Source organism: Ruegeria sp. CH8, assembly GCF_056536985.1.
Map to the genome: position 1 here is coordinate 308,078 of NZ_JBQFQR010000003.1, position 6,000 is coordinate 314,077.

Annotated in this window: 4 protein-coding genes; 3 read left to right on the plus strand and 1 reads right to left on the minus strand. The window is 52.0% G+C overall.

All coding sequences use genetic code 11. The annotated features are described in order from the left end of the window. Nucleotides 1-363 precede the first annotated feature (363 nt). Nucleotides 364-675, minus strand: coding sequence for an antibiotic biosynthesis monooxygenase family protein (locus ACR0ER_RS05305; protein WP_353392269.1), 312 nt, complete (start codon nucleotides 673-675; stop codon nucleotides 364-366). Nucleotides 676-932: 257 nt separating this feature from the next. Between ACR0ER_RS05305 and ACR0ER_RS05310 the strand changes: the two genes are divergently transcribed. From ACR0ER_RS05310 to ACR0ER_RS05320, 3 genes are all read left to right on the plus strand, one after another. Continuing rightward, a complete protein-coding gene (locus ACR0ER_RS05310; RefSeq protein ID WP_170788791.1) occupies nucleotides 933-2,591 on the plus strand; it encodes an amidohydrolase in 1,659 nt (552 codons plus the stop codon). After that, nucleotides 2,584-3,654, plus strand: coding sequence for a CobW family GTP-binding protein (locus ACR0ER_RS05315; RefSeq protein WP_170788790.1), 1,071 nt, complete (start codon nucleotides 2,584-2,586; stop codon nucleotides 3,652-3,654). The genes ACR0ER_RS05310 and ACR0ER_RS05315 overlap by 8 nt, the downstream gene beginning before the upstream one ends. Before the next feature lie 243 nt (nucleotides 3,655-3,897). Beyond that, nucleotides 3,898-5,613, plus strand: a complete 1,716-nt coding sequence (locus ACR0ER_RS05320; RefSeq protein WP_480703688.1) for an adenylate/guanylate cyclase domain-containing protein — start codon at nucleotides 3,898-3,900, stop codon at nucleotides 5,611-5,613. Nucleotides 5,614-6,000: the final 387 nt, after the last annotated feature.

The window sequence follows — 6,000 nt, forward strand, 5'->3', positions numbered from 1 at the left end:
GGGGTCGCTTTCTGGAACGCGTTGAAACTTTGGCGACTATGCGGCTAACTGCATGATTAAAAAACTTTTCATACAAATGCATATGTGAGATGCCAATGAAAAATGGACTTATGCTATCTGAGAAGGGCAGGGCGGTATCAGTCAAAGCTCTCTCAAGCCAATAAATGATTGGAGCTAAAAACAAAAAACCCGCCGGGTGTGACGGGGTGCCGGCCAGTGGCGAAATTGTGCATCGGTTCAAACCATCGAAAGAGCCAGCATCGCTGCCCGGCGGCGCAGTCTTACAAATGACGCACTAAAAACGGAGTCCTGCGTCTGCCCTCAGGCGCAGGGAAAAGCCAAGAAGCAAAAGCGATTTTGTTGCTATTTTTGTGCGACGGTGTGCAGACTGTCGAACATGAGTGTATGCATGTCAGTCGCTTCGTAACCTTTTTCTGTTAGGAAGCCGAGGGCGTCCACATTTTGCTTGTCACGAATGGGGCTTGCGACCCATTGCTCGTAGGCGGCTTTATCCGTCCAGTTGCACATAACGCAAAGCTGCCCATCGCCTTCATGCGACACCATCAACTCGCCGTGGCGAAAGCCTGGAATGGCATCGGCGCATTCCTCGATAATGTTGCGGTGAATGAATGCTTCTGCGGTTTGCTTTGCCTTCTCCGCAGGCACTTTTATCATGAGAAGTGTCCAAAACGACATTTTAGAATTCTTGTTTCCATAATCACGAGGGATAAGCCCGAAGTGGCTCATAAGAATCTGTGTCCAGTCTCATACACGATGCTGACACGGATCCTCCCACTCACGTAACTCAAAATGCTTATTTTTCGCTTTAGGCGAGGATTGCGGTTGTGTGCATTGTCCGACTCTCCACAATTTACTTTGATTGCCCGATCCCGAGCATTAACCTTGTTATGGAGATATTTTAGGAGTTTGGGATGACCAAGGAAAAAGTCACGGTTTTCATCGCTAAGAAATTTCGCACGATGGACCCGGGCCGACCTGAGGCTGATGCCGTCGCGGTTTTGAACGGCCGTATCCTTTCGCTCGGAACGATAGATCAGATGCAGCCTTGGCTGTCGCGCTACGACGTGACGGTCGATGAAACTCTGAAAGACAAAATCGTCTTGCCAGGCTTGATCGAGCCGCATTCGCATTGCTGGATGTCCGCAGGCTTCATGGCGGTCGACTACATCGGGCCGCTGCCTTGGCCGGGACGCGAGGGCATGAACCCTGCGCATCCGCACTTTGACGATGTGATCGAATATCTTGGCGAACTCCACGAGACGAAAAAGGAAGGTGAACCCATCATCGCATGGGGCTTTGACCCTGCGAACCAAGGCGGGTCGATTGATCGTGACACGCTCGACAAGATCACGGCCACGCGGCCCATTTACATTTTGGGTTTTGCACCGCATTTCGCCTATCTGAACTCAGCTGCCATCGAAATGGCCAACGTGGCGGATGGTGCAAACCCGACCCACATTTTGCAGTATCCGGACGGGCGCTTGAACGGCGTTTTCACGGAGGTGGAAGGTGTTTCGATTGGCATCGCCCCGATCATGCCAATTATCGCCCAATTGGGTGGCGTGGACGGCTTGAAGTTTTTTGGTCAAATTGCTCTAAAGGCAGGCATTACGACAGTCGCCGACCTTATGTTCGGCGTGATGAACATTGACGCCGAACTGAATGACCACGAAACTGCAACAGAAGACCCGAACCTGCCTATCCGGTTCTGTCTGAAACCGCATGCCATGTCCTTTGTGGGGGCGCATGGGGACAAGGCATCGGACGTTGTTTGGGAGCTCGCCAAGCACGAAAAGGACAACCTGTTTATTGGCGGTGTTAAATTCCTGAGCGACGGGTCGTTCCCACTCATGGGAGCGCTGTTGAACTTTCCCGGCTACCTGGACGGTGGAAATGGTTTCCCGGGCGACGCCACTTATGAAGGCATGGTGCCGTTTTGGAAAGGTGGCCACCAGATCCACTGCCATGCCAATGGCGATCAGGCGGTAGACTTTACTTTGGACTTACTTGCTCGATTACAGGCAGAACATCCTCGGTTCGATCATCGGTTTACCATCGAGCACTATGCCATGAGCAACCCGATGCAGGCGCGCCGCCTTAAGGCCCTAGGCGGTAACGCCAGTGTGAACAATTACTTCTCGCATTTCCGCGCTCTCCTGCATTCTGAAAATGCCTATGGCCCAGACCGCGCGCAGACCGAAGCCCGCCTTGGAAGTTTGGAAAAAGAGGGCGTGATTTTTGCGCTGCACTCCGATTACCCGCAGGTCGTCGTGCCAATGCATCCTTTGACTGCCGTGTATGCAGCCGTCACTCGTCTGGCCGAAGACGAAAAGACAGTCGTCGCACCTGGCGAGCGGATCAGTGTGGAGCGGGCATTGCGCGCTGTTACTATTGATGCCGCCTACATTCTCAATCTCGAAAACGAAATTGGAAGCCTTGAAGTTGGCAAGTTCGCGGATTTTTGCGTCTTGGAGGAAGACCCGATGGAAGTCGAACCAGAGAAAATCAAAGACATTGGTATTTGGGGCACAGTCTTGGGTGGACGCGTTATTGAGGCGCCGAATGACTGAGCGCCCGCATGCTCAAAACACCGCGTCGCGGCATGATCAATTCATGCGAGCGCTTGACCAGAGGCAAACAATTGCTGGCTTGATCTTTGCCGCCATGTCGATGCCTCGCGAATTGGCGGCCCCTGCAAGGTCGCTGCCTTTAACAATCATCGGAGGATTTCTCGGCGCGGGGAAAACCACTCTACTCAATCGGTTACTGGCGGACCCGCAAGGCCGCAAAATCGTTGTTTTGGTGAACGACTTCGGCAAGATCAACATCGATGCGGAACTTATTGCCGAACAAACCGACGACACGATTACTTTGACCAACGGGTGCGCCTGTTGTGCTGTTGCGAGTGACCTGTCCAAATCACTCGTCGACATTGCCCAGCGTAGAGATCGCCCAGATGCCATCGTTCTGGAATGTAGCGGCATTTCCGAACCCGGCTCGATTGCTCAGATCGCGCTTGCAAATGAAGCGATCCGGCTTGACGGTATCATCACAGTTGTCGACGCGGAAACACTTGAAGCACGTGCGAGCGACCCTGCGACACGCGAATTATTCAACGCCCAACTCGTGTCAGCGGACATGATTTTGCTGAGCAAACTTGATTTGCTTTCCGATGAAAGCCGCGCTCGAGCAAAGTCGCGCGTCGGGGCTCTGTATGCGGATACGCCAATACTTGAGGCTATTGAAGGCCGGATACCGACAGATGTGGCGCTTGGCATTGACACAAAACAAGACGTCTCCGATTATGAATCCCCTGTGCCCGAAGCCGAACACGGTTTTGAAACCATCAGTGTGGAAACCAACGACGCGCTCGACGAAAAAGCTTTGCAGCAGTTCTTCTCTGATCTGCCTGATACGATACTCAGGGCAAAGGGATTTGTTTTCATTGCCCAAAAGCCGGATCAGCGTTTGATCTTCCAAAGAGTCGGTTCCAGATGGAGCATGCGAGAGGGCGACTGTTGGACAGAGACAGGTCCACACACGCGTCTGGTCTTTATAGGGCCGAAAGGACAAGTCTATGGCGACGCACTGCGCGGGGGTGTTCTTTCTTGCAAGGCGCAAAAAACAAGATAAGCGCTTCTACAAATGTCACTGTGCCCATAATTCCCGGACAGTGTGTCCTGTGGATAAGTCGTGTGGGGATGATTTTGTCTAATTTAGTAGAGAACCCGACCAATCGATGACCGCTCTCAGCCCGAAGCAGACATTCACAGTCACGCTTTTCAGTTTTGCACTAAGCCATTCACTAGGACATGCGCGACGTTCAGAAAATCATGTTGTCTTTTCCAAGCAGCGTAATTTGCGCTACCAATAGACATGAATGGAGACCGCAGACTTTCCGCAGTACTCTCGGCCGATGTAGTAAACTACTCAGGCCAGATTAAGGCAGATGAAAATAGGACTCTCAGCGAACTTCGTGTTCTACGTCGAGAGTTATTTGATCCTTTGGTTAGCGATCATCGAGGTAATGTCGTTAAGAGGATGGGTGATGGATGGATAGTCGAGTTTAACTCGGTATCTGATGCAGTACGATGCGCCCTTGATCTTCAAAGCCAGGTGTCAACTCAGTCCTCATTGAAACTACGAGTGGGCGTGCATCTTGGAGATGTCGTATTCGACGACGATGACATTTTCGGCGATGGCATCAATCTGTCTGCACGTCTACAAGAGGCTTCCAACGAAGGGGCTGTGTTAATTTCAGATGTCGTCCATCGCAGCCTTGACGAGCGCCTCGCTGAGCAATTTTATCGCGCTGGAGAGCGACAGTTTAAGAACGCGCCGTCACCAATAGAAGTTTTCCAATGGTCGCCGCCAGGTTCTGCCCCACCGCGAGTAACTCCGGCTAGCCATACAAAGTCTCTGCTAATCGGCGTCTTACCTTTCGATAATCTTTCTTCTGACCCCGATCAGGAGTTTTTTGCAGATGGAATTACCGAAGAGATCATCACCACTTTATCAAAACTCCCGAATTTACTGGTCGTCGCGCGTAACTCTACATTCGTCTACAAAGGTCGCTCCGTTGACGTGAAACAGGTCGGTCTGGAGCAGGGTGTCGATCTTGTTCTTGAGGGAAGTGTCCGTCAAAGCGGTAACCGGGTGAGGATCACAGCACAGCTAATCGATGCAAAGTCCGGCATGCATATTTGGGCAGACCGCTATGATCGCCTCATTGAAGATGTATTCGAAGTTCAGGATGAAATCGCACTTAGGATTGCAACCGAGCTTCAAGTCGAACTGTTGGCGGGAGAAATGGCTCGTTTCAGAGGATCCGGCACAAATAACCTAGGCGCGTGGACTGCTCAACTAAAGGCCGTTGAGGCTTCGCGCAGAATTACCAGGGAAGCTCAGGCCGACGCTCGCCGATTTGCACAACAGGCAATTGCACTCGACCCGGGTTACTCGGCTCCGTATTGTACTTTGGGATTCATTTGCACTGTCGAAGCACGACATGGATTTGTTGCTGACCGGCGTGCCGCGCTAGCGGAGGCTCGTGACTGCGCTCAGCGGGCTCTGGAAATAGACAGCTACAACCCAGAGGCTCACGCTATTGCGGGTTTTGCGGATGCAATCGATGGCAAGCTGGTTTCGGCTATCGAGAAGTTCAACGAGGCACTAGCGCTGAATCCAAACCACGCTGACGTGGCTGCCAGACTGTCAATCACCCTAGCTTTCAATGGCCAGGCAAATGAAGCGATCCAAGTCGCACAACAAGCCATTACCCTGAACCCTCACTATCCAGGTTGGTACGCAGGCGTTCTGGGTTTAGCCCTTCGACTCGACGGTCAATACGAGGAAGCCAAGAAAGCATTCACCGAATATGGTCAAAGGGTTGAAGGCTTTGGTCACCTCGACCTCGTAATCGTCCATGTAGAGACGGAGAACCTTGAGGCCGCTCGCGATGAAGCACGGAATGTGATGAAATACCGCCCTCAGTTTTCCATATCGGACTGGGCGAATACTCAACTTTTCTCTGACAGAAAAAGGCTGGAGAAAGACTGTGCGTCTTTGCGACTAGCCGGTTTGCCTGAATAGAAGCAGGGTTTCGCTGTAGCAGGATGGTTTGTGATGGAAACCAATCTCACACGTTTCCGATTTGGGTTCGTGATGGCCTTGCGCTTCTAGGCGCCTTGGCGGTAGGCCGCAGCCCAAACCGGATACTCACAAATGGGCCTAGCAATTTCCCAGCTGCGGAGGAAAGCTGCCCTTCGCGGTTAAACAAACCAAGTTGATAATTTTGGCCGATTACCCGTAGGAACTTGAAGCTTAATTTATTTGATCACGCGGGCTTTATCAGTGTTTCCAGATATTCTCGAGTGTCGGCATCCCAAGAGCTGGGGTCCTCTCCATGAGCGACCACCGCGTGGAGTTCCATGAGTTTCCATACTTCATCTTTGGTCGCTGCGATCACTTTGCCTGGGC

What these genes read in the sequence shown, in the direction of transcription:
- ACR0ER_RS05305 (WP_353392269.1), bottom strand. Translation starts at nt 675, where the DNA reads ATGATAAAAGTGCCTGCGGAGAAGGCAAAGCAAACCGCAGAAGCATTC.
- ACR0ER_RS05310 (WP_170788791.1), top strand. Translation starts at nt 933, where the DNA reads ATGACCAAGGAAAAAGTCACGGTTTTCATCGCTAAGAAATTTCGCACG.
- ACR0ER_RS05315 (WP_170788790.1), top strand. Translation starts at nt 2,584, where the DNA reads ATGACTGAGCGCCCGCATGCTCAAAACACCGCGTCGCGGCATGATCAA.
- ACR0ER_RS05320 (WP_480703688.1), top strand. Translation starts at nt 3,898, where the DNA reads ATGAATGGAGACCGCAGACTTTCCGCAGTACTCTCGGCCGATGTAGTA.